This is a genomic window from Treponema rectale (assembly GCF_014202035.1).
GTDB lineage: Bacteria > Spirochaetota > Spirochaetia > Treponematales > Treponemataceae > Treponema_D > Treponema_D rectale.
Map to the genome: position 1 here is coordinate 305,245 of NZ_JACHFR010000001.1, position 24,859 is coordinate 330,103.

Annotated in this window: 20 protein-coding genes and 2 tRNA genes; 21 read left to right on the forward strand and 1 reads right to left on the reverse strand. The window is 39.8% G+C overall.

The window, feature by feature from the left end:
• The first annotated feature begins 31 nt into the window (after positions 1-31).
• The 10 genes from HNP77_RS01245 to HNP77_RS01290 all read left to right on the forward strand — a co-directional run bounded on the left by HNP77_RS01245 (position 32) and on the right by HNP77_RS01290 (position 11,168).
• Positions 32-105 (forward strand) — tRNA-Asp (locus HNP77_RS01245).
• Between the two features lie 42 nt (positions 106-147).
• Positions 148-220: transfer RNA gene (locus tag HNP77_RS01250), tRNA-Pro, on the forward strand.
• A gap of 471 nt (positions 221-691) precedes the next feature.
• Positions 692-2,149, forward strand: a complete 1,458-nt coding sequence (locus HNP77_RS01255; RefSeq protein ID WP_184651345.1) for a SurA N-terminal domain-containing protein — start codon at positions 692-694, stop codon at positions 2,147-2,149.
• 11 nt (positions 2,150-2,160) lie between these two features.
• On the forward strand, positions 2,161-3,828 hold the full coding sequence (locus HNP77_RS01260) for a 6-hydroxymethylpterin diphosphokinase MptE-like protein (protein ID WP_184651346.1): 1,668 nt from the start codon (positions 2,161-2,163) through the stop codon (positions 3,826-3,828).
• Positions 3,829-3,879: 51 nt separating this feature from the next.
• Positions 3,880-4,872 carry a formylglycine-generating enzyme family protein gene (locus tag HNP77_RS01265; protein ID WP_184651347.1) on the forward strand — a complete coding sequence of 331 codons (993 nt, stop codon included), beginning with the start codon at positions 3,880-3,882 and terminating at the stop codon, positions 4,870-4,872.
• Positions 4,873-4,884: 12 nt separating this feature from the next.
• The gene (locus HNP77_RS01270; RefSeq protein ID WP_184651348.1) at positions 4,885-5,862 is read left to right on the forward strand and encodes a PhoH family protein; all 978 of its coding nucleotides are present in this window, start codon (positions 4,885-4,887) and stop codon (positions 5,860-5,862) included.
• On the forward strand, positions 5,843-7,726 hold the full coding sequence (locus HNP77_RS01275) for an HDIG domain-containing metalloprotein (protein ID WP_184651349.1): 1,884 nt from the start codon (positions 5,843-5,845) through the stop codon (positions 7,724-7,726). Before HNP77_RS01270 ends, HNP77_RS01275 begins: the two co-directional genes overlap by 20 nt.
• A complete protein-coding gene (gene ybeY, locus HNP77_RS01280) occupies positions 7,716-8,195 on the forward strand; it encodes an rRNA maturation RNase YbeY (RefSeq protein WP_184651350.1) in 480 nt (159 codons plus the stop codon). The genes HNP77_RS01275 and ybeY overlap by 11 nt, the downstream gene beginning before the upstream one ends.
• A gap of 18 nt (positions 8,196-8,213) precedes the next feature.
• The gene (locus HNP77_RS01285; protein ID WP_184651351.1) at positions 8,214-8,993 is read left to right on the forward strand and encodes a hemolysin family protein; all 780 of its coding nucleotides are present in this window, start codon (positions 8,214-8,216) and stop codon (positions 8,991-8,993) included.
• Between the two features lie 21 nt (positions 8,994-9,014).
• Complete coding sequence (locus HNP77_RS01290) at positions 9,015-11,168, forward strand: tetratricopeptide repeat protein (RefSeq protein WP_184651352.1); 2,154 nt, start codon at positions 9,015-9,017, stop codon at positions 11,166-11,168.
• Here HNP77_RS01290 and HNP77_RS01295 read toward each other — a convergent pair.
• Positions 11,162-12,142: a tetratricopeptide repeat protein gene (locus tag HNP77_RS01295; RefSeq protein WP_184651353.1), complete on the reverse strand. Its 981-nt coding sequence runs from the start codon at positions 12,140-12,142 to the stop codon at positions 11,162-11,164. The genes HNP77_RS01290 and HNP77_RS01295 overlap by 7 nt on opposite strands.
• Positions 12,143-12,206: 64 nt before the next feature.
• Between HNP77_RS01295 and HNP77_RS01300 the strand changes: the two genes are divergently transcribed.
• The 11 genes from HNP77_RS01300 to HNP77_RS01350 all read left to right on the forward strand — a co-directional run bounded on the left by HNP77_RS01300 (position 12,207) and on the right by HNP77_RS01350 (position 24,839).
• Positions 12,207-12,521 (forward strand): CRISPR-associated endonuclease Cas2, encoded by a 315-nt coding sequence (locus HNP77_RS01300; protein ID WP_184651354.1) that lies wholly within the window; start codon positions 12,207-12,209, stop codon positions 12,519-12,521.
• A 71-nt stretch (positions 12,522-12,592) separates the two neighbouring features.
• Positions 12,593-13,732, forward strand: coding sequence for a peptide chain release factor 2 (gene prfB / locus HNP77_RS01305; protein ID WP_184651355.1), 1,140 nt, complete (start codon positions 12,593-12,595; stop codon positions 13,730-13,732).
• Between the two features lie 3 nt (positions 13,733-13,735).
• Positions 13,736-15,421, forward strand: a complete 1,686-nt coding sequence (locus HNP77_RS01310) for a coiled-coil domain-containing protein (protein WP_184651356.1) — start codon at positions 13,736-13,738, stop codon at positions 15,419-15,421.
• A gap of 14 nt (positions 15,422-15,435) precedes the next feature.
• The gene (gene ftsY / locus HNP77_RS01315) at positions 15,436-16,317 is read left to right on the forward strand and encodes a signal recognition particle-docking protein FtsY (protein ID WP_184651357.1); all 882 of its coding nucleotides are present in this window, start codon (positions 15,436-15,438) and stop codon (positions 16,315-16,317) included.
• A gap of 10 nt (positions 16,318-16,327) precedes the next feature.
• Entirely contained in the window at positions 16,328-17,314 is a 987-nt protein-coding gene (locus HNP77_RS01320) for a hypothetical protein (RefSeq protein WP_184651358.1), read from the forward strand.
• Between the two features lie 8 nt (positions 17,315-17,322).
• Positions 17,323-18,600: an ABC transporter permease gene (locus HNP77_RS01325; RefSeq protein ID WP_246428834.1), complete on the forward strand. Its 1,278-nt coding sequence runs from the start codon at positions 17,323-17,325 to the stop codon at positions 18,598-18,600.
• Entirely contained in the window at positions 18,593-19,273 is a 681-nt protein-coding gene (locus HNP77_RS01330; protein WP_184651359.1) for an ABC transporter ATP-binding protein, read from the forward strand. Before HNP77_RS01325 ends, HNP77_RS01330 begins: the two co-directional genes overlap by 8 nt.
• A 2-nt stretch (positions 19,274-19,275) precedes the next feature.
• On the forward strand, positions 19,276-20,601 hold the full coding sequence (locus HNP77_RS01335) for an FtsX-like permease family protein (protein WP_184651360.1): 1,326 nt from the start codon (positions 19,276-19,278) through the stop codon (positions 20,599-20,601).
• Between the two features lie 38 nt (positions 20,602-20,639).
• Positions 20,640-21,185, forward strand: coding sequence for a UvrB/UvrC motif-containing protein (locus tag HNP77_RS01340; protein WP_184651361.1), 546 nt, complete (start codon positions 20,640-20,642; stop codon positions 21,183-21,185).
• On the forward strand, positions 21,172-22,284 hold the full coding sequence (locus HNP77_RS01345; RefSeq protein ID WP_184651362.1) for a hypothetical protein: 1,113 nt from the start codon (positions 21,172-21,174) through the stop codon (positions 22,282-22,284). The genes HNP77_RS01340 and HNP77_RS01345 overlap by 14 nt, the downstream gene beginning before the upstream one ends.
• Before the next feature lie 11 nt (positions 22,285-22,295).
• Positions 22,296-24,839, forward strand: coding sequence for an ATP-dependent Clp protease ATP-binding subunit (locus HNP77_RS01350; RefSeq protein ID WP_343042491.1), 2,544 nt, complete (start codon positions 22,296-22,298; stop codon positions 24,837-24,839).
• Positions 24,840-24,859: the final 20 nt, after the last annotated feature.

A 24,859-nucleotide genomic window follows, 5' to 3' on the forward strand; every position in this document is an offset into this window, starting at 1 on the left:
AATATGTGTTTATGCTAAATTAGCGTCCGTTGGGGTGTTAGCGAAGTTGGTTATCGCGCTGGCCTGTCACGCCGGAGATCACGAGTTCGAGCCTCGTACATCCCGCTAGCCTGCTCAAAAGAGCGGGCATTTTTTTTCGTTAATTTTCGGGCAATAGCGCAGTTGGTAGCGCGCTACGTTCGGGACGTAGAGGTCGCCGGTTCGAATCCGGCTTGCCCGACTTTACAGCAGAGGACGCGACAGCGTCCGTACGGATTCGAAGCCTCTCGGCTATGCAGAGAGGCAGTGGCTTGCCCGACTTTACAGCAGAGGACGCGACAGCGTCCGCACGGATTCGAAGGGGCTGTCCAATAAGTATAAGTCATTGCCGTGCTCGACACGGCAATCTCTTGTATTTAGGGTTTAATACAAAACCTAAAAACGGCTGTGTCAAGGCTTTAAGCGAAGCGTGCCTTGACCAGACGTATTGTAATTAAATAGATTTTCGGGTCGAATCCGAAAATGACATTTTTTGAACTTATTGGTCATCCCCCAGTGGCTTGCCCGACTTTTCTTCTTATTCTTCTTTTTTCATTTTTGAGTGTAATTTTTATAAACATTTAACCGTCTTCCCATCTTTCCGTTGACAGATGATTTTTACAATGTTAATATCTTTCTGCTATAATTTTATTTATAAAAAAAGGGTAAATCCATGTCTGAAGAAAAAAGAAAGATTAATATCGGTGCAGTTGTAATTCTTATTATTTCAGCTGTAGTGTTCATTCCATTCGGAGGAAGTGCTGTTTTTGACGCTTTCTTCAGTGCAGGCAACACATCATTTGGAAAGATTAACGGTGAAAAGATTAAGTATGAACCGGGATCTGATTTTTATAATGCAGTTGCAAACACAACTAATCTGTATAAAGAGACTTACAAGGTTGATGCAAGCAATCCTTTTTATACAAAAATGATTGTACGCCAGGCATATTTTGAGACTCTCCGCAGCAGAGTTTATTCCAGTGCAGTTGAAAAGAGTGGTTATGAAGTTCCTGAAGCTGCAGTTGATGCATCTCTGGTTAAGTATTTTTCACCGGACGGAACTTTCCTGAAGGCTGCTTATGAACAGACAACAGAGGGAGAAATCAAGACTCTTCGTGAAAACTATGAAAAACAGCTTGTTTTCAGAAGATATGCTGATGATATGTTCGGTTCTGCAGACGGACTTTACGGTGTAAAGACTTCTTCTAAGGAACTTGATTTTATTGCTTCACTTTCTTCAGAAAAGCATTCATTCGAAACTGCTGCATTTGATACATCTGTATGTCCTGATGAAGTTGCTTCTTCATATCTTGCAGATAATGGTGCAAAATTTACAAAATACAGCCTTCTTGCCGTAACAATGGATAAAAAGAAAGATGCACAGGCTGTTCTTGATTCTGTAAAAGCAGGAGAGCTTGAATTTGATACTGCTGTAACAGAAAAGTCTCAGAAATATTATACGAATGATTCTGGTGAGCTTTCAGGATCTTACGGATACCAGATCGACGGAATGTTTGATGATGTTTCTTCAGCAGAAACTGTAAAGGCTCTTGCTGCAGACGGTATTTCTGAAGTTCTTCCTACAAAACTTGGCTTTACTTTCTTTAAGTGTACTGGAACTCCGGTAGAGGCATCCGTAAAAAATGAAGAGGTTGTTAAAACTGTAAAAGATTATGTAAAGTCTAACGAAGCAAGCCTTATCGAGAAGTATTATCTTGGAAAGGCAGATGAATTTGTTTCAGAAGCTTCAGTTCATGGATTTGATGCTGCATGCAAAAAATTCAATATCGAAAAGACAGAAATACCTGCTTTTGCCGTAAACTATGGTTCAAGCAGTCTTATTAATTCAACAGCATCAACAGCTCCCCTCAGCACTATAGGCAATGACAGGGAACTTCTTGAGAAAGTTTTCGGTCTTAAAGTTAAGGAAGTCAGCACTCCGTTTGTATCAGGTTCAAATGTTATCGTTGCAATCTGCACCGGTATCCAGAATGATGAAGCTGATACTGTAGGACTTGATAAAAAGGCAGCAAATGCTGATGAGTCATCTGCAGCTTTTGTAATCACCAATGATTATTATGATAAGGATACTTTTGAAGCTGCTTATGCAAAAGTATTTGTTCGTGACTAACAGGATTTTGATTGACTGATTCTGATAAAGAAAGGCCCCGTCTGGTTGAGTCCGGGCAGGGCCTTCGTTTTTTAAATATTGAATATAAAAACCGTTTTCTCTATTCAAAATATGATCCCTTCAGGAGTATAAGGGGAGTAATTGAATCTCTTTCCCTTTTGGAAGGAACTCTTGTGGTTATATGCTCACCCGGACTGTTTTACGGTATTGATGAATTAAAAAGAAAACTTCCTGAAAATACATTTCTTATTGCCGTTGAAGCAGACGATGAACTTGCTCAAATTTCTGAAAATTGTGAGATCCGCAAGGATAATTCCGAAATTCCTTTGTTCAGATGGAGTCAGCTGGAACTTCTTGACGAATATGTCCGTAAACTCTGCCGCAGTGGAAAATGCAGGAGGGCTGTTCGTATTGATTTTTGTGCAGGCAGTGCATTTAGTCCGGATAAGTATTCCGTTATCATGGCCGGACTTACAGATATAATTGGAGGTTTCTGGAAAAACCGTATTACTCTTGTAAGAATGGGAAGAATGTTTTCCAGAAATGTATTCCGCAATATAGGACTCAGACGGAGAAGTCCGGTACTTGATGATGTTTCTGCATGCGTTAAAAAAGATATTCTTGTAGTCGGGGCAGGGGAAAGTCTTGATTCATTCATGTTCTGGGATGAAGTAAAAGCCGGCAGTTTTTTTGTAATTGCAGTTGATGCCGCCCTGATACCTTTAAAAGAGAGGGGAATAGAATGTGATGCCGTTGTTTCCCTTGAAAGTCAGAGCGTGATAGACAGTTTTTATGTAGGCGTAAAAAAATCAGAAAAGACGGTTCTGTTTGCAGATTTATGTTCAAGAAATGAAGTCTGCATGAAGTTCAAGAAACGGGTGTTTTTTTTAAGTGAATACTCTCCCGGTCCATTCATTGATTCCATTAAGGAAAAGAATGTTGCAGGGGTGACAGTGCCGCCTTTAGGTTCAGTAGGACTTGCTGCAGTTTATATTGCACTCAGGCTTCGCAAAGATGAGGGCGTTAATGTTTTTACAGTAGGGCTGGATTTTTCCTTTTCCGTTGGGGCTACTCATTCAAAAAATGCTCCTGCTCATATACAGCGTTTGTTCTGTACAGACAGAAAAAGAAGCGTTGAGAATTATGATGCAGTTTTTTCGGGTGCAGGATATTTTACCAGTGATAAAAATAATAACCCCGTCTGTACGACAAAGATTCTTTCCATGTATGCGGCGCAGTTTAAAAATGAGTTTTCAGGTGCCGCTAATCTTTATGATGCAGGTAAATCCGGTCTTGATCTGGGACTGCAAAGGGCAGATGATGACTTTATCCGGACCCGGTTGAATTATCTTCGAAGTGACTGTTCAGATGAGTCATGCATTCCGGATGAAGTTTTCAGGACGGATTTTCCTCTGGCTGTTGAGTTTCTGAATGATGAACTTGAAGACCTTGAAACTGCAGCTTCTCTTCTGTCTGAGGGGGAAGAGTCTGTTTTCAGGGACAGTTCCCTGGCTCTGGAGAAACAGATACGAAATCTCCTTGAAAAAAAGGACTATCTTTATCTTCATTTTCCTGACGGTTTTGAATTCAATTCAGGAATTCAGTTTTTGAAGCGGCTGAAGGCTGAAATTCTGTTCTTTATCAAGCAGTGTAAGATTTCTATACAAAATTCAGTATAAATGCTATAATGTAAAAAAGGTCAGCTGTTTATCAGCTGCTGGAGGAAAACTTTGAATTTTAAGAAATTTGTTTCTGCTGCTGTTTTTTTGTCCGGAGCATTTGCTTTTGCTCAGGATTCAGGTTTTAGTGCCGCAGACAGTATTGCTTCTAAAATGGTTTCTGTCGAAGGCGGGACTTTCAAGATGGGAAGTCTGGAAAATGAAAAGAACGAATCTCCTGTACATGATGTAAAGGTTAATTCTTTTTTAATGTGTGCAACTGAAGTTACTCAGGAAGAATATGAAGCCGTAATGGGATACAATTATTCAGCCAATAAGGGAGGAACGCTTCCTGTAGAAGAAGTAAGCTGGTACGATGCAGTTATTTTCTGCAATAAACTTAGCGAAATGTCCGGATTTGAGCCTGTTTATTCTTTAGGCGGTTCAAAAAACACTGATGAATGGGGTGAAATTCCGCGCATGGATGCTTCAGAAGAAGTAAAGGCAATCTGGTCTTCCGTAGAAGCTGATATTAATGCAGACGGATACCGTCTTCCTACAGAAGCAGAATGGGAATATGCTGCTAAGGGCGGAAATACTCCGGAAAATTCCGTTTATTCCGGCAGTCCGATTATTACTGTATGTGCATGGAGTAAGGTAAATTCTGCAGACGGAATTACAAAAGAAGTCGGCCTTAAACGTGCAAATGTTCTCGGCCTTTTTGACATGAGCGGAAATGTCTGGGAATGGTGCTATGACTGGTATGGCAATTACCGTTATGCTGCAAATGACAATCCGTTGGGAGAAAGTGATTCAACTGTAACGGGAAAAAAGATTCGCCGCGGTGGTTCTGTAAAAAGCGATGCTGTATTCTGCCGCAATGAAAACCGCGCAAGTTCAGTTCCTGTTTTAAGGGGTGTTGATCTTGGATTCCGTGTTGTACGTTCTGCTCCTGCTGCAGCTGTGCCTGAAGCTGAAACTTCTGATTCCGTTGTGTCTGACACTGACGATGTTTCTGATGGAATAATCGAAGATGTTTTTGTAGACGACGGATTTTCAAAATAACGGACAGTTACTTTGTCAGCTTATACTATAATAGTTCCGGACTCTACTGTTCTTCAGCGGGTGTGCGGAACTAATGATAGCAATTTAAAACTCATTGAATCTTATCTTGGTGAACCTTTATTTGCCTGCGGAAATGAACTGTCAATTGACGGTAGAAATCCTGAAAATGAACAGAAGTTTAATTTTATAATAAACCGCATTCTGGATGAAATTGCAGACGGTTCCTCAGAACTCTCTGACTGTGAACTGGTAGAATCAGTTTTAAATACGGTTCCCTGTTCCATTCAGCGCAGCTGCGAAAAAGAGCATGAACTTTTTGTCCGTAATTCAATTACCGTAAGCGGCGGTCTCAGACGGGTTTATCCTAAAACAAAAGGACAGTCAGATTTTATTCAGCTTATGAGAAGCTGTGACATGGTTTTTGCTACCGGTCCTGCAGGGTCCGGAAAAACTTTTCTTGCTGTTGCGGAAGCGTTAAGGCTTTTGCTCAGTCATCAGGTTAATACCATAATACTTACCCGTCCTGTGGTAGAAGCAGGAGAAAGTTTAGGTTATCTTCCCGGAGCTCTTGAAGATAAAATTAATCCTTATATCCGTCCGCTGTTTGATGCAATGAATACTATTTTGCCGAGAGAGACTGTCAAGAAACTTTGTGAAAGTTCAGCAATAGAGATAGCGCCTCTTGCCTATATGAGGGGACGTACTCTCAATGACTGTGCCGTGATTCTGGATGAAGCTCAGAATACTACACCGGAACAGATGAAAATGTTTCTTACCCGTCTTGGTGAAAATTCAAAGATGTTTATAACGGGAGACATAACTCAGGTGGATCTTCCTAAAAGAGTTCCTTCAGGACTTATTCATGCCCTGAAAATACTTGATGGTATTCCGGGAATTGCAATAAAAAAACTTACTGCTGAAGATGTGGTAAGAAACGAACTTGTCAGGAAAATTATTGGGGCTTATGAAAATGAAGAAAGACAGAACTGATGAAACGACAGATAGTTTGAAAAAAACTTTTTTTTCTGTATTGAAATATCTGTCACTGAACTATAAAAAAATATTACTCATTATTGTCACGCTTTTTGCAGCTTTGGTCTTTGCTTTTATAAAGACTGCTTCTTCAAATACGCTCAGTTCCTATAACATTGATGAAATTGAAGTGAACTGGGTTCCGGATAAAACTATTGTTGCCACAAAAACGCTTCCTGCAACGGCAGCTGACAGTACGACAGTAGAAAAAGGTGAAGTGATTGCAAAAAAACAGATACCTATTGATGAGACTCAGTACAGAAAACTTAAGAAAATGGCAGAGACTGCATCTTATGTTGATTACAGGGCATTTGCAAATTCAGCTCTGTTTCATGTGATTCTTGTAGTTCTGGTTTTCTTTTTTTCCAGCCGGGTATTCTTTCCGACGGGAATTGAGTTTAAAGAACTGATTACTGAATGTATATTCTATGTAGCAATATTCTGTTCGGCGGTAATGGCAAATAAAAGTATTGAGTTTTCATCTCCGTACACTACCTGCATGTGGATTCCTGCTGTGTTCTGCGTGTTTATTGTTGCCATACTTTTCGGTCAGCTGAATGCGGTCTTTTTTTCCATAATAGTTTCTTTTTCCGTTCTTAATGCATGTGCCTACGAACTTGAGCCTTTTGTGTTTACCCTGGCAACGACTTTAACAGCCAGCCGCATCGTTCATAAAATTGAAAAGCGTACGGATATGGTTGCAGCTGCCATAGTACAGGCTGTCCTTAATGTTGTATTTCTTTTGATTGTAAAAATAATTTTCAACGCTTCCATTGCTGAAAAATGGATTTCAATTTTTGGTGTCGCTTTGAACGGATTCCTTTCAGGAATTCTTTGTCTCGGAATGCTTACGCCGCTGGAAGTGATTCTTAATACAGCTTCACCATTCAGGCTTATGGAACTTAGTGACCTGAATAATGCCACAATGAAAAAAATGCTTGTTACTGCAGGGGGAACATATAATCATTCCATGATGGTTGCTTCTCTTGCTGAATCAGCCTGCCGGGAAATAGGGGCAAATTCTCTTCTTGCCAGAGTCGGTGCTTATTATCATGACATCGGTAAGATAGAAAATCCTGAATACTTTGTAGAAAACCAGACGGGAATTGATAATGTGCATGATTCGATAAATCCGTCCCTTTCCGTGACTGTAATCAGAAGTCATGTAAAGCGGGGAGTAGAAAAGGCATACGCCCTGAGGCTTCCCGGACCGGTAATTAATATTATCAGTGAACATCACGGTAATCAGGTGCTTTCTTATTTTTATAATGAAGCAAAGAAAATTGATCCGGATGTAAATCCTGATGACTATTCATACTCTGGAACTCCTCCGTCAACGAGAGAGAGTGCTGTTGTAATGCTGGCTGATACAGTTGAAGCTGCATGCAGAACTTTGGAAAAGAAATCTGTTCCTGCTCTGGATAAATTCATTACGACGCTTATAAACGGTAAAATTGAACACGGGCAGCTTAATAACTGCGGACTTACATTTAAGGATATTAGTATAATACACGATTCTTTTGTTCAGATTCTTACCGGCTACTATCATTCAAGAATAGAATATCCTGAGCAGAAGGAATCAGCAGAGAAAGAACAGAAAATTCCTGAAACTGCGGACAGTTTAAAAGAGAATGAGAAAACTGAAGCTAAAGTCGAAACAAAGTCTGAATCCAGGTCAGAAGCAAAATCTGAAGGAAAATCAGATTTGAAAAGTGAAACTAAAACAGAGTTAAAAGCTCCTTCAAAAAAAGAACCGAAGTCAGAGTCAAAAACAGAAGAAACCAGGACGAGAAAAACTAAGGGAAAGACAAATGGCAAATAGAATACTTGTTGATGTTGAGGAAAATTATCCGGTTCCTTCGTGGCTGGATAAAATTGAACCTTTTACTTCCAGAGTTCTTGAAAAATGTGGATATGACGGACAGGAAGTTTCCGTACTGTTCTGTTCGGATTCGTTCATTCAGAATTTGAATTCAGAGTACAGGGGAATTGATTCTCCTACAGATGTATTGAGTTTTGAGAACGGAGAGACCTATTCTGATGAAGATGGAACACAGTGGTTTGCTGCCGGCGATATTGTAATCAGCCTTGATACTCTTCCTAAAAATGCAGAATATTTTGAAGTTGATCAGGAAGAAGAATTAAAAAGACTTATCGTTCACGGACTATTGCATCTGAACGGTTATGATCATGGAGAAGAGCATGTAGAAAAAGGAAAGGAGCCTGACTGCGAGATGCTTGTTCTTCAAAAGAAGATTATGGAAGAATTAAAGGACGAACATATTTTTTAAGGAAAAAAACAGAAGAAAATGGGACTATTTGGATTTGGTAAAAAGAAAGAAAAAAAACACAGGGTAGAGACCGTTGAATCTCTTCAGGAAGAAATTCTTGCTGAAGAAAAAAGTGATATGATTCAGGGGGTTGAGGATTTAAGCGAGACTACCGTTAAAGAAGTTATGATTCCCCGTATTGACGTTGATTTTATTTCTCTGGGCAGTACGGATGAAGAAGTAATTGCTAAGATCGTAAAAAGCGGACATTCAAGATTTCCTGTATATTCCGGTTCAATTGATAATGTAATCGGGGTGCTTTACGTAAAAGACCTTATCGTTAAATTCAGCGAGCACTCAGAGCTTAACCTGGAAAAAACTATACGCAAGGCATATTTTGTTCCTGAAAGCAAACGTATTGATGTACTGCTGCGTGAATTCAAGAGGCGGCATGTACACATTGCCATTGCAATTGACGAGTACGGCGGAATGAGCGGTATTGTCTGCATGGAAGATATTATAGAAGAAATTGTCGGAGACATTCAGGATGAGTTTGATAACGAAAGGGCTGACATTGTTTCTTTAAGCGATAATATCTGGATCTGTGATGCCAGAACTTCTCTTGATGATCTTAATGAAGAGATACATTCTAATTTTCCGACAGAGGATTTTGATACACTGGGTGGTTTTGTATTTGATCTGTTCGGAAAGATTCCTGTTAAGTTTGAAAAAGTAAACTGGAAAAATTACGATTTTATCGTACAGGAAATGGAAGGACATAAAGTTAACGTTATAAAAATTATTTGCCATGATTCATAAAAATCTGGGGCGGGAGGGATTATGGTTTTACTGAAGCGTATAAAGAAACCGGTAACTGTACTTTTATTTTTAGTTTTATCTTCTGCTTGTTTTGCAAAAGATGCGCTTTCTCTTTTTAAGGACGGATATTCCAGACAGCAGGAAGATGATTATTATGGAGCAATAGAAAATTACCGTGAGGCAATTCAGCTTAATCCTCAATATGGAGAAGCCTGGTATAATCTTTCTTTATGCACTTATTACCTTGGTGAATATGATCTTGCCCTGGAGTATATTGATGAAGCTTTAAAATATGCTAAGAACTATGCCGACATGAAAAATCTGAAGGGACAGATTCTTATCTCCAGTGGAAACATCGACGGTTCACGAAAACTTTTCTCTGAAATCCTTAAGGAATATCCTAATAATGTAGATGCCAGATTCGGACTTGCAGAACTTGATCTTTTTGACGGAAGTCTTTCAACTGCAGAAAAACGTTATCTTGATGCATTGAAGAGGGACGGGACCAACAGAAAGGCTTTACTGTCTCTTGCCCTTGTAAGTGCAGAAATGGGAAAGGCTGATGCTGCAGAGCGTTACATAAACATGGCTCTTGAATATCATTCAGGAGAATCAGGCGTACATTATCTGGCGTCTTATCTTGCCTGCAAGCGCGGTGATTTTACTGAAGCAGAAAAACGGGCCAGAAGTGCAGTTCAGATTGACGGGAATTTTGATAAGGCTTATGAATTGCTTTCTGGAATTCTTTATACTCAGGGAAGATACAAGGAAGTTGTTGATTTATGTGATTTCAGAATCGGTCGCAGCAGAAATTTAAGTAAGGCATGGTACTTAAAAGCCAAGGCTCTTACAAAACTGAATAAAATTGATGAGGCGATCAGTTCTTATAATACAGGTCTTTCAATAAATCCTCAGGATGAAATAATGCGTCTTGCCCTTGAACATCTTGTTGATAAAAAACTGAATCTTGAGGATTCAAGACGTGTTCAGTGGGAAAAATTCCATCTTGATAAGGCAGAGGATTATAAGCGTAACTTTGACGGACAGAGTGAGCGGTATGAATATCAGAAAGCGCTTGCTATAAATCCACTGGATCAGGATGCCAGACAGCGCTTTGCAGATATGCTTGAAAAGGAAGGCTTGTATGAGCTGTATCTTCATCAGCTGAAATTCATAAAGGAAAATTTTTACGACAGGCTTGAGGCTGATAAAAAGAAACAGACTTCAGAGAGTTCTCCTGTGAGGGAAAAGTCTGCACAGGAAATAAAGAATGATGATACTATAGCTTCACTTGAAAATCTTATGGAAGATAATCTGAGTGCAAGATGGAATGTTGATCCTTTTTATTTTGATAAGACACGATGGAAGCTGGGAATTTATTATGAAAAAACTACAGTGCAGCTTCTTCATCCGGATTCCGAGGAAATTCTTGCTTTAAGCGTAAAAAATATTTTTAACGGAGTTGCAGGTACTTCTGTTGAAGTAAAGTCTGATCCTGTTTCTGGTTATGGTGAAGCCTACAGGGCTGCCAGAACGGCGGGAATGGATTACTTTGTGATTATCAGAACTGATGAGACGGAACGTTCTTTTACTCTTGCAGCTGATGTTTACTCAGGAAGAACCGGTACTAAAACCGCAGACTTTCATATTTACAGGACTGGCAATGATCGTGTTGCAAAGGCTGTAAGACGTCTCAGAAGTGCTGTTCTTGATATTCTTCCTGTCCGGGGAAAAGTTCTGCAGATTGTAAACGGAACTATTCTTGTTGACCTTGGAAAAAGCGACGGTGTTGTAAAAGGATGTCAGTTTGATGTTGTTCGCAGAGGGCAGGTAACTACAAAGGATACAGGTCCCGGTGTTGTTTATAACGACAGTGCTGTTGTGGGTTCCTTTGTTGCAGAAAAAGTTGATGAAGAAATCTGTGAAGGAAAGTACACCAAGAAAGGTTTCTATGATACATTGAATCAGGATGATGAAGTTATTCTCGTTAAAGTTCCTGACAGTGATTCGGCTAAAAAAACGGACGCTGCCAATGAAACCCGGCCTGGTGCTGATAAGGACGGCGTACCCTCAACTCAGCAGGCAAAGACACTTGAGCGGGAATCTTTAAAAGAAAGTCTTAAGACTCCTCTTAAAGAAACTACGCTTATAAATCTTATAGAGCAGGTTCACTGATCTTCTGTATTGAAAAGGTTAAGGGTGCTTTCTATCCATTTATGTGCAAGTGCGGGATATTTTTCTTCAACGGAAAGAAAGCAGGACAGTGCTGAAGAATACCTTCCCGTGTAATAGTAAGATTCTCCAAGATAAAAACTTGCCCTTGAAGCAGTATTTTCAGATCTGTTCTGGGCAAGGAATTTCTTTAATTCAGATGCAGCAAGGTTAAAGTCTTCCTTTATGAAGGATTTCCTCAAAACTTCAAAAAGCAGGTAGTCATCACCGCCGGACGGACTTATCAGGTCATCTTCAAAGATGTACATTTCCAGTGCTTTTTTTGCCGGAGACGTATTTTTTCCTAAAAGAGAAAGTGCTGCATTTTCTGATTCCTCAGAGATTGAACTTTTTCTTTCTCCCTGATTGTTAAGTACGTCTATGTAAGGAAGGGGCTGATCCCTAAGCTGCCCGTTGTCATATTCTTTTTTCTTTTTTGATTCCTGAACGGATGGCTTTGCTTCTTTCTTTGAGTATCTTTTCAGTTTTGTTCCTTCAGAAGTTGAATTAACTCCCGGAAGTATTATGTAAAACGGCGTTCCTCCGGACTCATCCTGTTTAGCGTCAAGTTCCTCATCGTAGTACAGTTCACTGCCGGTCCAGCTGCCTTCTTTTGTTACTGAAATTACAGTGTAAAAATATTCAGAATAGTCTTCCGGAGTATCTGCATAGGTTTCTGATTCTGAAGAAAGTTTTGCAACCGGCTTCATGTTCTTAAGGTCTTCTGCTGACGAAAAAGGCCTGTTGTTTCTGTAAATGAGGAGGGCTGTTATATGGGAATCTTCCGTTTTTTTTGGAAGGTGCCATGATACGATTATTTTTTTTGCAGATGGAGAGGTATTTATTCCTGATACTATGGGCCGCTGAGACTGAGCTGCTGCGGTCTGTGCTGCCGTTATAAAAGCTGACAGTAAAAAAAGTAGTTTTAATTTTCTCATACTTTAAATAGTGAACTAATTTCATCAGTTTGACAAGTAAGGAAGTTTTAATTATCCTATATTTATGTTTGTTTCTGTAATAGTTGAACCTGGCGGAATGGACAGTGCAAAGGCTCTCGTAAATATTCTCACAATGTATGGATTTAAGAAAATTCAGCGCTCCTGCTGGGAATGTATGAGTATTACGGAAGATACAGTTTCTGCCTTGAAAAAAGACGTGGACCGCGTAACGGATTATTATGACAAAATCAGAATGTATCAGTTTCCTGTTAACGGACTTTTTGTAATTACTGAATTAAAGCAGAAAAAGTGGAAAAAAGCTCAGTTCAAAGCTCCTGACAGAAGCAGTATTCCTTCTGACCGTAATTCAAAATATTGACAGCCTCAGATTTTTTCTTAAAACACTGTTTATAAAATCACAAAAAAAATTATTAAGTTTAGGATAGTATTATGCTTGAAGATTTAAAAGAACCTGTTGAACAATTGAAAAAGGATATTGACGATGTATGGTCCCGTCTTAATCCGGAAGAAATCCGCGGTAAAATCGCAGAAAAAGAAGCCCTTACGACAGCGGAAGGTTTCTGGGATGACAATGATAAAGCCACAAAAGTAATGAATGATATTAAAATGCTTAAGGGGCGGATTGAACCGTGGGAAGAACTCCGCAAAGCTTCTGATGACATGCTTACTCTTTATGAACTTGGCATGGAAGAAGGAGATCAGGGACTTGAGTCTGAGCTTAAAGAAATGTATGAGAAGGCTAAGGCTGAATTTGATCACCAGAGTATTCTTAATCTTCTTTCTGATGAAGTTGATAAAAATGACTGCTTTCTTTCCGTACATGCAGGTGCCGGTGGAACGGAAGCCTGTGACTGGACATTCATGCTTTCCCGCATGTACCAGAGATGGGCAGAACGTCACGGCTATAAAGTCGAGGTACTTTCTCAGGAAGAAGCAGAAGGCGGCTTAAAATCAATTAACATGAAAATATCCGGTCCTTATGTGTTTGGATACACAAAGGGAGAAGCCGGAGTTCACCGTCTTGTACGTATTTCACCTTTTGATGCGAATGCAAGGCGTCATACATCGTTTGCATCTGTGTATGTATTTCCGGTACTTGATGATTCCATTGAAGTTAACATCGATCCTAAAGATCTCCGCGTTGATACATACCGTTCCGGCGGAAAGGGTGGACAGCATGTTAATAAGACAGAGTCTGCCGTTCGCTTTACTCACCTCCCGACAGGAATTGTTGTTGCCTGTGACAGTGAAAGGAGCCAGCTTATGAACAGGGCAACTGCAATGAGCATTCTCCGCTCAAGACTGTATGAGTATTATAAAGAACAGCAGGAAAAGGAGAATTCAAAATTTGCCGGAGAGAAAAAAGATATTTCTTTTGGAAGTCAGATCCGTTCTTACGTATTCCAGCCGTACACAATGGTAAAGGATCACCGCACCAAGTATTCAGTTGGAAATATTCAGGGTGTAATGGATGGTGATATTGACGGCTTCCTTGATTCATATCTCAGTGCCAAATGGAAGGGTGTAGCTTCTGACGGCGATGACGATGATGATATTGGTGAAGACTGATTTATGAAAAAAAAATTTTGCTGCTGTATTTTTTTATGCCTCTTTAGTTTACCGGTCTTTTGTGATGACTGGGTGCTTGCAGCAACAAAATTTAACTTTACAAGAAAGACGGCAGTTTCTTCTTCTCAGGATTCTGCTGCTTCCCTCATACCTCAGCTTATTCTGGAACGTATTGCAGAAAATACTTCCAGAATGACGACGGATGAAGAATTACTTGACCGCAGGCTTAATACATTCCTTACTGAGCGGCAGAGTCTTTTTCTTCAGCTTTCAAAAGAAGTTCAGGCCAGGGATGCTCTTGTTCTTACGGAAGATAATCCTAAAAAACTTAAAAAACTTATTGCAGAAGAAGATTTAAAAATAAAGGAACTTCAGGATAAAATAGAAAAGAATCTTGAAGACTGTGAGAAAGCTCGAAAGGAAGTTGCTGCGAGGACTGCAAATCTTGAAGCGGTAAAAGAAAAAAAATCTTTTTCACTGATTCCCTTCAATCCTTTTGCTGAAAAAAAAGAAGAACAGCTGGTCCCTTTTCCTTCTTCCGAAAAAGTAGTCCTTTATAATAATGACAGTACGATTCTCTTTTCTGTTTCTGAAGGTGCGGCTGCAGAAGGTTATGAAAGCCGGAGTTTTGAAAAGGAAGCTGTAGCTAAAAAAATAAACGGCCTTATCTGCGGCAGTATTTCAATTTATGGTAACTATGCCTCCGTCACAGCGTCTCTGTATGTTTATCCCGGATGTAAAAACATGGGAACAGTTACTGAGGTCGGCAACATAAATGACTGTCTGACGATTGCCTCGAATATTGCATCCTACATGATTCCAAAGATTTTAAATAGCCGTCCTGTTGAACTTATCGTAAATATTTCTTCAGAAGAGGAACTAACACCTGTAGTAACTGTTGACGGGGTGGTTCATTCTGAGTATTCGAGAATGATTGTTGATTTAGGTATTCATACTCTGGAGTTTTCAGCAAAAGGGTATAAAACAAAAATAATTACATATAATTTTGAACATGATTCAAGATTCACTGTTGAAGTTCCCATGGAAAAGGAAGAAAAATCTCAGGTTTTGCTTCACTTCAGGTATCCGATTATTTCTGAAATATATGCAGACGGACAGCACGCGGGGACTGTAGGGGATGAATCACTTAATGCTCTTGTCACAGTTAACGGCCAGGCTGTCATAGGACAGGTTGTGTCAGATATTGATTCATCGTATTATTTCTATTACATTCCTGAAAATCTTGCAGAAAGTGAGACGGAACTTATTGTAAAAGGCCTGCCGTCCGATGTAGCAGCGCAGATTGATAAACGCAGAATCTGGATGTACAGGTCATACACACTGCTGGTTGTTTCCCTTCCATTTACTTTGTATACGCAGGGAAGGTATCTGTCTATGGTGAACGGATATAATGCCGGAAGTTACAGTGATGTGGATGAAATAAACCGGTGGAATACAATGCAGCGGATCAGTACCGGGATTACAATAGGCTGTGCCTGTTTTTTTGCAGTAGAACTTGTAAGGTATCTTCGTTCTGCAAACCGGGCTCTTCCTGTGTATGCGCAACCTGCCGGAGAGAAGGATATTCTGAAAGGGGAAGACTGGTATCGGGTCAGAGTCAATCAGATGATTGAACAGAAAATGTCCCTGCAGAATGTTCCGGAATCAGAAAATGAATCTATAAAATAAATTTTGGAGAATATATGTCTAAGTTATCTTTTGGTCAGAAATTAAAATCTTTATTCGGATTGTACAAGGGTGCAGGAGATGATTTTTTTGAGGAACTGACAGATGCCCTTATCGAGGGAGATCTGGGGGCAAAAACTGCAGTTGAAGTTGTAGATGCTTTAGAAAAAAAATGCCGTTCAGAAAAAATATCCGGAGAAGAGGTCGTAGCTGCTGAATTGAAACAGATGCTTCTTTCTTATATTAAAAGCATAGATTTTATGCCTGAACCTTCAAAAGTTAACGTGTACATGCTTTTGGGAGTTAATGGTGTTGGAAAAACCACAACAGCTGCTAAAATGGCAAAACTGTATTCTGAAAAGGGAGTGAATGTTGTTCTTTCTGCATCTGATACATTCCGTGCCGCAGCAGTTGATCAGATTTCAATGCATGGAGAAAAACTTGGGATCCGTGTCGTCAGGCATCAGATGGGCAGTGATCCGAGTTCTGTAGTTTTTGATGCCTGTGAATCAGTACGTGCTTCCGGAGGCGGTCTTGTTATTGCTGATACGGCTGGTCGCCTTCATAATAAAGAGAATCTTGTGAATGAATTAAAGAAGATAGACAGAGTTGCATCATCAAAAGCAGATGAAGGATGCTATAAAAAAATTCTTGTAATTGATGCAACTACAGGTCAGAATGCCGTACGTCAGGCAGAAGTATTCCATGAAGCCGTAGGCGTGGATGCTGTTGTCATCACAAAATATGATTCCACTGCAAAAGGCGGTGAAGTTGTTACCATAGGCAAGGAGTTCGGCATACCGGTGCTTTTTGTGTGTACCGGTGAAAAATATGAGAATATTTCCGGCATGAACTGTGAAAAATATATAGATGAATTTATGACTGCAAAACAGGTCTGATATTTACGGCATGGAAATAATTTTCTTATCCTTAGGGGCAATTCTTAATTTTTTAAATCCTCATGTTCCGGCTTCTCAGGAGTGGTATTTTTCCCGTTCAGTATATTCGGATTACAGCAAAACTTTTTATCATTATTATGAATATGGAGAATATCTTCCAAATGAAAATCTTTTTTCTGATGATCAGTCCTATGAAGCTGCAGATGTTCTCGGTTATGAGTCAGGGGTTGAGCTTACAGATGTGCTGGAAAATCCTGCTTTCGGTCCTCAAAGTGGAGGTGCGCTGAATGGTGAGGGAAGTTTTATTCCGGAAACTTTTGAGAGAAAAAATGATAACACTCTTGCGTTTTTTGAATACGGAGAAGAAAAACTGTCTGTAAATAAAATTCCTGAGGGTACGTCAATTGTTTCTGTAAATAAGGATGAAGTAATTCAGCGTATTTATGGTGAAGATAATTTATTAAAAGAGAAAACTTTCTGGAAAAACTCTTCTGAAAAAACAGAAACCCCTGCAAAGAAAATTATTTTTACATATTCTTCTGATGAACAGAAAAAACTGATAAGAACTTTTGAAGAAAACTTTCAGGGGGGAATTTTCGTAGAGAATATTTATGGTCAGAATGGAAAATGTACTCAGATAAAAAAATGGGCCGCCGGTGAAGATAACAGAAAGTATCTGACGTCGGTTCAGGATTATTTATATGATGAAGAAAACCGTGTAACAGAAAAAAAAGTAAAAGAATATTCTGTAGAAAATGACAGGTCCCGCCTTAAGTATTCACAGCGGAATGTTTATGCCTATAAGGATTTTACAGATGAGGCTGATGAAGACTTTTATGAAAATGGTGAGCTCAGGGTTTCTACAAAACATATTGATGATAAGATAAAAAACATTACTTATTTTTTTGATGATGATTTTAAGCTTGTTGTCCGTTATGAACATGGAATTAAAGTTTCAGAGACTGTTTATCATAAAGATACAGAGGTTAAGAGGTAACTGCAGAAATGATGCTTTCTTCCCGTTTGCGCTGGATTTTTTTTGTTTCAAGACGCCTCACGAAAATTGACAGAAAAGGAACATCCAGACTTGCTTCTTTAGGAATCTGTTTTGGTGTCATGGCTTTAATTGTTGTCATGAGTGTAATGAACGGTTTTCAGATGACTTTTATTGACGCCATCCTTGAGGTTTCTTCCTATCATGTCAGGGTATCTGATGTTAAGGATGAGCAAGTTTTTTTAGACTGGTGCAGTAAAAATAAGAAAATAAAAAATGTAACTCCTTTTTATGAAGCTCAGGGACTTTTTGCTGTCAGCTCAGGAGAACAGTGTGCCTCATTAATCAGAAGCATTGATGCAGAAACTGCCCTTAAGGATAAAGAGTTCATGAAGGAACTTAATATAATTTCCGGAAGTTTTAATCTTGATTCAGAAGATTCAATAGTAATCGGAAATACAATAGCCCGGTCTCTCGGCGTAAACACGGGAAGCAGGATATGCATTGCAGCAATGAGCGGTTCCAGTGATGTAAGCCTTATTTCTCAGTCAAGGATTTTTACTGTCAGGGGAGTTTTTTATTCAGGATATCCCGAGCTTAATGCTGCCTATTCATTTGTAAATCTTGAGAGCGGAAAAAATAATTTTGGAAAAAAAGCAGCCCTCAATTATGGAATAAAACTTTATGATTCATCAGGGGCAGACTCTCTTATGGCTCAGCTTTCCGAAGAATTTCCTGAAAGTAAAATTCAATCCTGGAAAGAGTTTAACAGAAGCTTTTTTGGCGTGCTTAGAATGGAAAAAAATATTCTGTTTTTAATGGTGCTTTTGATTTTTCTTGTGGTTGCAATAAACATTTATAACGGAATGAAAAAACTTATTTATCAGAGAAAGACAGAAAGTGCGCTTCTTGAAGTTTTTGGTGCAGGAGAGAGTGATCTGAAAAAAGTTTTCCTTCTGCAGGGCTTTGTTACTGGATTAAAAGGTGCAGCTGCCGGTCTTGCAATCGGACTTGCGGTTACTTCTAATATGTCTTCTGTTTTTATGGCAATGGCTAAAGTTCAGTATTATTTTGAATATCTTTCTGTAAGGCTTGTTTCTCCCGAAAATCTGAAATATCTTGCAGAAAATTCCATGTTTAATGTATATGCCCGTATACCGCCCCGCATGGAACTGAAGGAGATAATGATTATTTTTATGTTTGGAGTTTTATCTTCAGTTGCGGCTTCCTTCCTTGCTGGAAGAAGACTTCTAAAAGTATCTGTTGCAGAGGTGCTTCGTGATGAATGAATTAATTCTTGATGTTAACGGATTAAAAAAATCTTATGTTACTCCCGTAGAAAATCTTGTAATTTTTGAAGATTTAGATCTTCAGGTATTTAAGGGAGAAAGTGTCGTTATTGCCGGAAAAAGCGGCAGCGGAAAATCAACCCTTCTTAATATAATCGGAGGGCTGGATCATTCTGATTCTGGAAGCGTCATAATGAATGGCTGTGATATTTCAAAACTAAAAGAAAGTGAACTTACCGCTTTCAGACAGAAAGTGCTTGGATTTGTTTTTCAGTTTCATCATCTTTTAAAAGATTTTACAGCTCTTGAAAATATTTTTCTTCCTGCATACATGGCCGGAATGAGTAAAAAAAATGCAATGGAAAAAGCCAGGGCTCTTCTTGCTGATGTAGGACTTTCAGAAAGGGCATCTCATCTTCCTGCAGAACTTTCAGGGGGAGAAAGGCAGAGGGTTGCAGTTGCACGTGCTCTTATAAATGATCCTCAGATTGTACTGGCTGATGAGCCTACAGGTAATCTTGATCCTGAAAATGCTGTCCTGATCGGAGAACTTTTGTTTAATATTACGCGACAGTATCAGAAGACTCTTATAATGGTCACCCATGATATGAATCTTGCAAAAAAAGGCAGCGTCAGATATTTTCTTGAAAATAAAAAACTGAACAGGGAGTAATAATGAAACTAGCTGCCAGTTTTTTTTATGCAAAAAGAATTTTATTTCCCCGTGCAGAGGAAGGCCGGGATCTTCTCGGAAGAAAGAGTCTTAAGGGGGCAATGCTTTGCATAGGCATAAGCCTTGTTCCCCTTATTGCAGTTCTTGTGATAAGTGAAAGCATGATTGACGGAATGACGGGACGCATGATTCATCTTGCAACAGGTGATCTTCAGGTTCAGTATGATTCCTTATCTTCTCATGCTTCAGGTGAAGAAGAATTTTTAACTGCAGCAGAGTCTTTAAAAAAAGTAGATGGAGTTCTTCAGGTTATGCCGGAGGTCAGGAGTGAGGCTCTTGCATCTTCCGCTGGAATAAGGACTGGAGCGGTTATACGCGGTATAGAAAGAAATGTTTTTAAGGATAATTCATATTTCAGTTCTCTTTTTGATGTTATTGAGGGCAGTGCAGACCTTTCAGAGAACAGGAGTGCAGTGATAAGTTCTAAAATGGCAGAAATACTTTCCCTGAAGCCCGGTGATAATGTAACTCTTATAACCGTTAATTCTTCAGGAGGACGAATGACACCTAAAGCCAGCGTGTTTAAGGTGCGCGGCATCGTCTCTTCCGGTTATCAGGAACTTGATCAGCTCTGGGTATTTATTTCTGTCTCTGATGCATTTTCTGCCCTTGCTTCTTCCGGCAGGCAGTATTTTGTTAATATTTCGACTTCAGATCCGTTTTCTCCTGAACTGGACAGAGTTTTGCATAATGTTGACAGTTTTCTTAAGGCGGACCGGGAGAATTCTTTTATAAATCTGTCTTCCGTTTATACATGGAAAGAACTGAATGCTTCTCAGACAGAAAATTTTTCTTCCACAAAGGTAATGCTTCTGCTGGTAATGCTGTTTATCGTTCTTGTAGCGGGAATAAACATCAGCTCGGCTCTGGTAATGATTGTAATGGAGCGTTCAAGAGAAATTGCAATATTAAAAAGTACGGGAGCTTCTTCTTCAGGAATTGCGCTTGCATTTATAATTACAGGACTTGGCTGCGGAGCAGGGGGAATTATCATCGGACTTCCTGCAGGCCTTTTTGCAGCTGTGAACATAAATCATATAATTACAGGAATTGAACGTATGGTAAATTTTATTACGCGTCTGCATTCCGGTGAAAAGTTTCATCTGCTGAATCCTGCTTATTATATTCAGAAAATTGAAGTAGAAGTACCTTTTGAAGAACTTGTGTTTATTGTATTTTTTACGCTGTTTCTGTCTTTTGCGGTATCTGTTTTTCCTGCACTGAGGGCTGCAAAAGAAAAACCGATGGATACTTTGCGTAAAAACTGATATGTGTTAAAATAGACGTATTTAAATGGGGATTTAACATGATTTGTGATTTTTGTCATGAAAGGGAAGCTGTAATATTTTTAGAGCAGACTACTATGAACGGTCAGAAGCGTAAGGTTAATATATGTACAGAGTGTGCTCTTGAACGGGGAATTACTTCAGATCCGTCTTCAATCAGCTCTTCCATCGGCAATCTTTTTAAGGAACTGGCTAATATTTCAAAAAAAATAGCAGCTCAGGACAGTAAAATGTGTCCTGTATGCGGTACGAGTCTCGGCAGTATAAGAAAAACCGGTAAAGCCGGCTGTCCTGAATGTTATGCTATCTTTAAGGATGAAATAAAAAAATATCTTGAACTGAAAGGAATTTCCGGTTCTTATACGGGAAGCATGCCTGCGCGTCTTGCAAGTTTTCATTCAGTTCTTACAGACAGAATTGCACTTCAGAATAAGCTTAATGCAGCTCTTGAAAAAGAAGACTATGAAAAGGCTGCCATGTACAGGGATTATTTAAAGGCGCTGGAAAAGACATCTGTTTCTGGAACGGAAGACAGTACCTTCTGGAGGGAAGATGATGAAAACTGAGTCAAACCTCAATGATGCCTGGTATGCTCAGTGCGGAAGTGAATGTGATGTCGCACTTTCTACAAAAGTCAGGCTTTCCCGCAATCTTGCCAATTTTCCCTTTCCTGCAAGGCTTTCTCCCGGAGAAGGAGACAGAATTCAGGCAATTCTTTTAGATGCCTTCAACAAGGTTGACGGAGAAAATTTTCATGCCATCAATATAAGTGCTCTTGATAAGGTAAGCGCCCGTATTATGGCGGAGAGGGAGATTCTTGATAATGAACTTCAGACTGAAGGCGGTATCATATTGAGAAATGACGGACGTTTTTCCGGCGTAGTAAATGTTCGGGATCATATCTGCATTTCTTCCTATAATGCCGGCTTTGAGGTTGAAAAGGCTTATTCTGCTGTAAGTGAGTTTGATGATGAACTGCAGAAATATGTTCAGTTTGCCGCCAGCTATGATTTCGGCTATCTTAATTCAAGTCTGGTTGATTCAGGAAGCGGCATGCGCATCTGTGTAAGACTTCATCTTCCATCTCTTTCTCTGCTTAAACGCATTCCGGCTCTGGTAAGGGAATGTTCGGACGACGGATTTGTTCTTTCTGCATCCTTCGGTTCAGGGGGAGCCAGTGCCATAACTTCCCTTAATTCAGCTTCTTCAGCTTTAGGATTTTTTTATAATCTTGAAAATGTAAGCAGTGTAGCTGGAAGTGAACTGGAGCAGACTGCAGGTATGGCTTCAGAAATAAAGAAAATAATTGACATGGAACGCAATGCCAGAACACAGGTATTTGCCCTGATGAAAAGTGATATCCGTAACGGAATGAAAAGAAGCGTTGCCATTGCCCGGGCCAGTGTTTTTATAACACTGAGGGAAGCCATTGATATTATAAGCATGCTTAAATTTGCAAAGGATCTGGGCGTTTTAAGTGGAATTGATGATGAACAGTTACATGCGCTTTTGTACAGAATACAGAACGGACACCTGGAGTTTGTAATGAAAAGCGGTTCATTTAAGTTTGAAAATGATGTAGATGAAAATCCTGTACGTAAGGTAGAGAAACTCAGGGCCCTTACATTACAGGAAACTTTTGAAAATATTGTTCTTTCAGTATAAGGAGGATGACTGTGAATAATCTTAGTCTTTCGCCGAGAGCACAGCGGCTTCTGGTAGCTCTTGCCCCTGATGAAGCATATAAACTGGGAAGTACGGTTCTTGAACCTGAACATGTTATTCTTGCACTTTTAAAATCCGGAGACGGACTTGGTTATATAACGCTTCGTACCTTGAGAATGAATGTCCTTACCCTCCAGCTTGCCATTGAGCAGAGCATGACTGCAAAAATTGCAGATATAGAGGTTTATGACCTTCCTCATTCACAGCGTCTTAAGAATGTTATGGAACTGGCAAATGCAGAGGCTTCCCGTTCCGGACTTTCGTATGTCGGTACGGAACATTTTCTTCTTGGTGCCGTAAGTGAAAATCCTTCACTTATGAATAATTATTTTAAGAAAGCCGGAATTACCTATGAGCAGCTGCGGAATGCAGTTATGGACGTAGAAAAAAAAGTTCCTTCTTCTGCCAGAATTGACGGTACTTTTAAACCGGGAATTCCTGGAGCCGACGGTGAGCTTCTCATGTCTGACGGTACAAGCAGAAGAAAACCGAATGCAAATTCAATTCTTGAAACATTCAGCCGTGATCTTACTCTTAAAGCTCAGGAAGATGAAGCTGATCCTGTAATCGGACGTGGAAATGAAATTCAGCGCCTTATTCAGATTTTAAGCCGCCGGCAGAAAAATAATCCTATTCTCGTAGGAGAGCCGGGAGTCGGTAAAACTGCTGTGGTTGAAGGACTTGCTGCAAGAATTGTTAAGGGAAACGTTCCGAAGAATCTTCTTGATAAGAGGGTTTTATGTCTTGACCTTGCGGCAATGATTGCAGGAACAAAATACCGCGGAGAATTTGAAGAACGCATGAAGCGTGTAATGAAGGAAATCCGTGAGACTAGAAATGTAATTCTTTTTATTGATGAGATTCATACGATAATCGGTGCAGGCGGTCCGGAAGGTTCAATGGATGCAAGCAATATGATGAAGCCTGCCTTAAGCCGGGGTGAACTTCAGGTTATCGGTGCGACTACCAGCAAGGAATACAGAAAGTATTTTGAAAAAGACAGTGCCCTTGCCAGACGCTTTCAGAAAATTGTAGTAGATGAACCGGACCAGGTGGAATCAATTGCAATACTTCAGGGATTAAAACGTAAGTATGAAGAATTTCATAACGTAATTTACGATGATGATGTAATTCCTGCCGTTGTTAAATACAGTTCAAGATATATAAACGAACGGTTTTTACCGGATAAGGCAATTGATATTCTTGATGAGGCTGGTGCTGCAAAAAAAATCATTGATGATGAGCGTCCTTCTGAAGCTTATGAACTTGAAAAAGAAATAGAATCTCTTACAGAAAAAAAGACTGTTCTTGTACAGCAGCAGGACTATGAAAAGGCTGCAATGATCAGGGATAAAGTCGGAGAACTTCGCCATCGTCTTGATGAAGTTAACCGTGAATGGAAAAACAGCGGAAAGTCGGCTGCAAAACATGTTACCGTGGATGATATACTTTCAATAATAAGTATGACAACAGGAATTGACGTAGAGCAGCTGGATGACGGAGAAAGTCATCGCCTTGTTAAAATGGAAGAATATATTCATCAGACTGTAATTGGTCAGGATGAAGCTGTCCGGCTTATCTGCAGTGCCGTCCGCAGAAACAGAGCCGGTGTTTCTTCCGTAAAGCGTCCAATCGGATCTTTTATTTTCCTTGGTCCTACCGGTGTCGGAAAAACACAGCTTGCAAAAACTCTTGCCAAATTCTTATTCGGTACGGAAGATGCCCTTATAAGAATTGATATGAGTGATTATATGGAAAAGCATAATGCTTCCCGTCTTGTAGGAGCTCCTCCTGGATATGTAGGCTATGATGAGGGAGGCACACTTACAGAAAAAGTAAGGCAGCATCCTTATTCTGTTGTCCTTCTGGACGAAATAGAAAAAGCTCACTCTGATATATTCAACCTGCTGCTGCAGATGCTTGAGGAAGGGGAACTTTCTGACAACCTCGGTCATACCGTCAGTTTTAAAAATACCATTGTAATCATGACAAGTAATGCCGGTGCAAGAAACATTATGGCAGAAAACCGCATGGGATTTTCACTTTCCTCTTCAGGTGTCCTTCCTTATGACGACATTAAATCCAGTGCCATGGAGGAGCTTAAGCGCATCATGACTCCGGAACTTCTCAACCGTGTGGACGATGTTGTTGTATTCAGCCCTCTTGAGAAAGAACAGATTAATTCAATCCTTAATATTCAGCTTAGGGAACTTGAACTCAGGCTTGGTGAGCAGAACCTTTCTCTGTGCATAAAACCTAAAGCAAGGGAGTATCTCATTGAGCACGGTTATGATCCTTCAATGGGTGCCCGCCCTTTGCGCCGCCTTATTGAAAGGGAAATTGAAGATGAGCTTGCAACTCTCATTCTGTCCGGAAAGAGGGGAAATTCTGCAACCGTAATGGTTGATTATAACGGAGAAAAGATAACCGTCCGTTTTAAGAAAGAAAAGCATGAAAATAAAACTCAGCAGACTTTACTTGTTGAAAATGTCTGAAACCCTGTATAATTAGATTG

Bases quoted from the DNA above. Each gene is read 5' to 3' on its own strand.
- HNP77_RS01285 (WP_184651351.1), top strand. From the start codon at position 8,214: ATGGGACTATTTGGATTTGGTAAAAAGAAAGAAAAAAAACACAGGGTA.
- HNP77_RS01295 (WP_184651353.1), bottom strand. From the start codon at position 12,142: ATGAGAAAATTAAAACTACTTTTTTTACTGTCAGCTTTTATAACGGCA.
- HNP77_RS01310 (WP_184651356.1), top strand. From the start codon at position 13,736: ATGAAAAAAAAATTTTGCTGCTGTATTTTTTTATGCCTCTTTAGTTTA.
- HNP77_RS01325 (WP_246428834.1), top strand. From the start codon at position 17,323: ATGATGCTTTCTTCCCGTTTGCGCTGGATTTTTTTTGTTTCAAGACGC.
- HNP77_RS01345 (WP_184651362.1), top strand. From the start codon at position 21,172: ATGATGAAAACTGAGTCAAACCTCAATGATGCCTGGTATGCTCAGTGC.
- HNP77_RS01255 (WP_184651345.1), top strand. From the start codon at position 692: ATGTCTGAAGAAAAAAGAAAGATTAATATCGGTGCAGTTGTAATTCTT.
- HNP77_RS01290 (WP_184651352.1), top strand. From the start codon at position 9,015: ATGGTTTTACTGAAGCGTATAAAGAAACCGGTAACTGTACTTTTATTT.
- ftsY (WP_184651357.1), top strand. From the start codon at position 15,436: ATGTCTAAGTTATCTTTTGGTCAGAAATTAAAATCTTTATTCGGATTG.
- HNP77_RS01330 (WP_184651359.1), top strand. From the start codon at position 18,593: ATGAATGAATTAATTCTTGATGTTAACGGATTAAAAAAATCTTATGTT.
- prfB (WP_184651355.1), top strand. From the start codon at position 12,593: ATGCTTGAAGATTTAAAAGAACCTGTTGAACAATTGAAAAAGGATATT.
- HNP77_RS01300 (WP_184651354.1), top strand. From the start codon at position 12,207: ATGTTTGTTTCTGTAATAGTTGAACCTGGCGGAATGGACAGTGCAAAG.
- HNP77_RS01340 (WP_184651361.1), top strand. From the start codon at position 20,640: ATGATTTGTGATTTTTGTCATGAAAGGGAAGCTGTAATATTTTTAGAG.
- HNP77_RS01320 (WP_184651358.1), top strand. From the start codon at position 16,328: ATGGAAATAATTTTCTTATCCTTAGGGGCAATTCTTAATTTTTTAAAT.
- HNP77_RS01335 (WP_184651360.1), top strand. From the start codon at position 19,276: ATGAAACTAGCTGCCAGTTTTTTTTATGCAAAAAGAATTTTATTTCCC.
- HNP77_RS01275 (WP_184651349.1), top strand. From the start codon at position 5,843: ATGAAGAAAGACAGAACTGATGAAACGACAGATAGTTTGAAAAAAACT.
- ybeY (WP_184651350.1), top strand. From the start codon at position 7,716: ATGGCAAATAGAATACTTGTTGATGTTGAGGAAAATTATCCGGTTCCT.